2 protein-coding genes and 1 pseudogene are annotated in these 3,399 nt (G+C 67.1%); all 3 read left to right on the top strand.

Annotation, left to right across the window (positions count from 1 at the left end; all coding sequences use genetic code 11):
• Positions 1 to 580, top strand: a 580-nt coding sequence (locus AC1VAN_RS15810) for a hypothetical protein (RefSeq protein ID WP_480986157.1), incomplete at its 5' end; no start/stop codon positions are given.
• The gene (locus AC1VAN_RS15805; RefSeq protein WP_442251224.1) at positions 580 to 1,737 is read left to right on the top strand and encodes a hypothetical protein; all 1,158 of its coding nucleotides are present in this window, start codon (positions 580 to 582) and stop codon (positions 1,735 to 1,737) included. The genes AC1VAN_RS15810 and AC1VAN_RS15805, both read left to right, overlap by 1 nt.
• A pseudogene (locus AC1VAN_RS15800) lies at positions 1,722 to 3,399 on the top strand (hypothetical protein); the annotation flags it as partial. The gene AC1VAN_RS15805 and the pseudogene AC1VAN_RS15800, both read left to right, overlap by 16 nt.

Here is a 3,399-nt window from a genome sequence, read left to right as displayed (position 1 = left end):
GGTCATCAAGAAGCAGGACGAGGCCACGGCCCAAGGCCTGCTGAATCAGTCGCGCCGGCAGCAGGACACCGATCGCCGGGTGAATGACGAGATCGCGCAGCTGGAAACCAGCACGGCAGACGCTGCGCGCAATGAACGGCTCGGCCAGTACATGCAGACGCTGCAGCGAGGCCGCAAGCAGGCGGTGGCGGGCCTGGAGTCGCCGATCGGCAGTGCCACCTTCCAAGCCGATGCGGGCGCAGCGCGCACCGGTGCCGACAACGCGGCGGCGACCACTGCCGGGCTGCTGTCGCGTATCGATGCACCGCAGCTGCAGCGCCAGGGCGAGGCCTTCGGCTACGGCAAGCTGGCGACCGACATCGACATGGCCGCACATGAGAGCCGCGGGCAGCAGCTGATCGACCAGTTGCGCCTGCGCGGCATCCGTCGCCGGCCGGAGGTTGATCTGCTTGCCGGCCTGGCCACTTCTGCGGGTGGCGCAATGGCCGCCGGCGGTGGTGGCGGGTTCGCCGCTGCTGCGCCGCGCCTCGGCGCCAACTACTACGGGACCTACGACCCGCTCACCATGGGGACTGCCTGATGGCCAATCCATACCAGGCCGGGCAGGCGCTCGGCAGCGCGCTGTTCGGTAGCACCCAGGACACCTACACCAACCAGCTTGGCCGGCAGTACCAGGTCGAGCAGGCGCTGCAGGAGGCCCGGCAGGCGCGCTCGAAGGCGGTGCTCGGCGAGCAGAACGTGGCTAAGCGGCAGGTCATCGATGACCCAGATTTGCTTGGCCGAGTGCTGGGTGGCGATCTCGGCGCGCGGAACGAGTTTCTCACCGCAGCGTTGCTGTCTAACCCAGAAGTGAGCCTGAAAACGCTCGGTGATGGTCAAGACGCGATCATGCGCCAAGCCGTCTACGATCGCGCCACCAGCGGCGATCTTGGGGGGGCGGGCGCTGCCTCACTTGGCCTCACCACGAAGCCGCTGGAGATGACAAAGATCTCCGGCGATGTTGCGTTCAACCCCTACGCCCAGCCGAACCAGAACCTCAATGTCACGCCGCTTGGTGAGGCGTCGATCGGTCAGCGCAATGCATCTGCCGCGTCCAGCTATGCGACCGCAGCGCGTACCCGGCAGGCCATGGGGTTGGATGCGGCCAAGTACGCTGATCAGCGTAATGGCGGAACGCTCGGTGATCCGCCGCGTGGATCTGCCAAGCCTCCCAGCGCTGCGGAAATGAAGGCGCAGCAGGCCAATGCGACCAAGACTGCACAGCTTGGTAACGTCAATCGTGGTCTCGCCCGAATCGAGTCAGCCCTCGGCAACCTGGGCGGCGCGTTCGTGGACACCGGGCCGGTTGATCAGTACCTGGTTCGAAATACCGAGGCCGGCCAAGAGCTGGACGCGGCGGTTGGCGCGATCCAGAACTCGATGCTCGCCATGACCCGGGTTCCCGGCGTCGGCTCGCAGTCGGATTTGGAGGCGAGGATCGCTGCGCTGCAGTACCCGTCGCTGTCCAATGCGCCGGGGGTCAATGCGCGGACGCTGAAGCAGCTGAAGGACTTTGTGCAGGAGTTGCAGGGGATGAGTGCCGATGCATCTGGCACGTTGGGTGATGCACCTCCGCCGGCAGCTCCGCGCGGTCCGGGCCTTCCAGCAACTGGCGGCCCAGCACCTGGCGCCGTGCGCAATGGCTACCGCTTCCGCGGCGGGAACCCCGCCGATCGTAATGCGTGGGAGAAGATCTGATGGCTGGCCCTTTGCCCTGGGAGGAGTATCAGCAGCTGCAGGCCAAGCCCAGTCCGCGCGTTCCGCAGCCTGCGGAGGAGGTGGGGCCTTGGACGGAGTACCAGGACGTCCCTACGCTTGGCACGGTCCAGGCGTTGCCTCCGGATTTCTCCGGGGTGGAGGCCACCGTCGACAGCACGGCAGATGGCCGGCAGGCCGACGGCTGGAGGGCCGGCATTCCTCGCGATCTGGCGTTCGGTGCGCGCTCGGTGCTGCAAGGCATCGGCAGCCTGCTTGGCGCTGTCGGCGGCGACGCCCTCGGCGCGCTGGAGACCAAGGTCACCGGCCGGCCCGTGGACAGCTTCCGCGACAACGCTGCAGCGCTTGGCGACACGCTCGGGCTGCCCAAGGCGCAGACTGCTGGCGATCGCGTGCTCGGCGACGTTGGCGAAGCTCTGACCGGTACCGGCCTCACGCTGGGCGGTGGTGCGGCGCTGACCGCCGGCCGGCCCGTGGCGTCTCTCGCTCCCACACTGGGAGAGAGGGCAGGGGCTTTCCTCACCGCACAGCCTGCGCTGCAGGTCGCCAGCACCCTCGGCGGCTCTGCTGCAGCCAGCGGCACGCGCGAGGCCGGTGGTGGTGCTGGCGCGCAGATCCTTGCCAGCCTGGCCGGCGGTCTCGCTCCAGGCGCAATCCCGAGGCTGCCGACAAGCGGCGCGCTGTCCGCCGGTGCCCAAAACCTGACGCGCCGTGCCCTGCGTGGCAGTGACCCCGAACAGGTCCGGCAGACGCTCGGCGAATTTGCTGAGGCGGGCGTGCAACCGAGCATGGGCCAGGCCACGGGCAATCGCGTCCTGCAGGCAACCGAAACGCTGCTGGGTAGCATTCCCGGCTCTGCTGGTGTGATCGATCGATTCGCGCAGCGGCAAGCTGGCCAGTTCGGCAACCGCATCGATGAGATCGCATCCTCGCTGGCTCCGGGTGGTCAGGCCGTGGACCCTGAAATGGCAGGCCTCGCGATTCGGCAGGGAATCGCAGGGCCGGGTGGGTTCAAGGAAGCATCACGTGCCGAAAGCAATGCGCTCTATCAGGCTCTGGATGAGCTGATCCCRCAGGACTCGCGCGTGGATATTTCCAATGTGCAGGCGGCTCTGAGGGAGCTGAATCAGGCTATCCCTGGCGCGCCATCTACCTCGCGCCTGTTCCAGAATGCGCGCCTTGGCAGCATTGAGGGTGGGCTGATCGATGACACGCAGGGCGTGCAGGCACTGCTTACCCAGCCCGGCATGCAAGAGCAGGCCGATGCCTACCGCAACTATCTGCAGGCGCAGGCGCGATCGGTCGAGATGGAGAATGCCCGCCGCAAGTCGCTCGGAATGACGGTGATGGAGCCGGTTCCGACGGCGGACCAGATCGAGCAGAACGTCATGACCACCTTGGGCAACATGACCGACAACCGGCTCCCGTATGAAGCGCTGCAGAAGCTGCGGTCGCTGGTCGGTCGCGAGATCGACAAYGCCAACTTCGGCAGCGACGTGCCACGCAGCATGTGGCGCCCGGTGTATGCGGACCGGCTCCCGTATGAAGCGCTGCAGAAGCTGCGGTCGCTGGTCGGTCGCGAGATCGACAACGCCAACTTCGGCAGCGACGTGCCACGCAGCATGTGGCGCCCGGTGTATGCGG

The sequence above is a fragment of the Stenotrophomonas sp. 05L44_2 genome, assembly GCF_056665995.1.
Note: the sequence above shows the minus strand (reverse complement) of the source record. Positions and strands in the feature narration are given on the sequence as shown.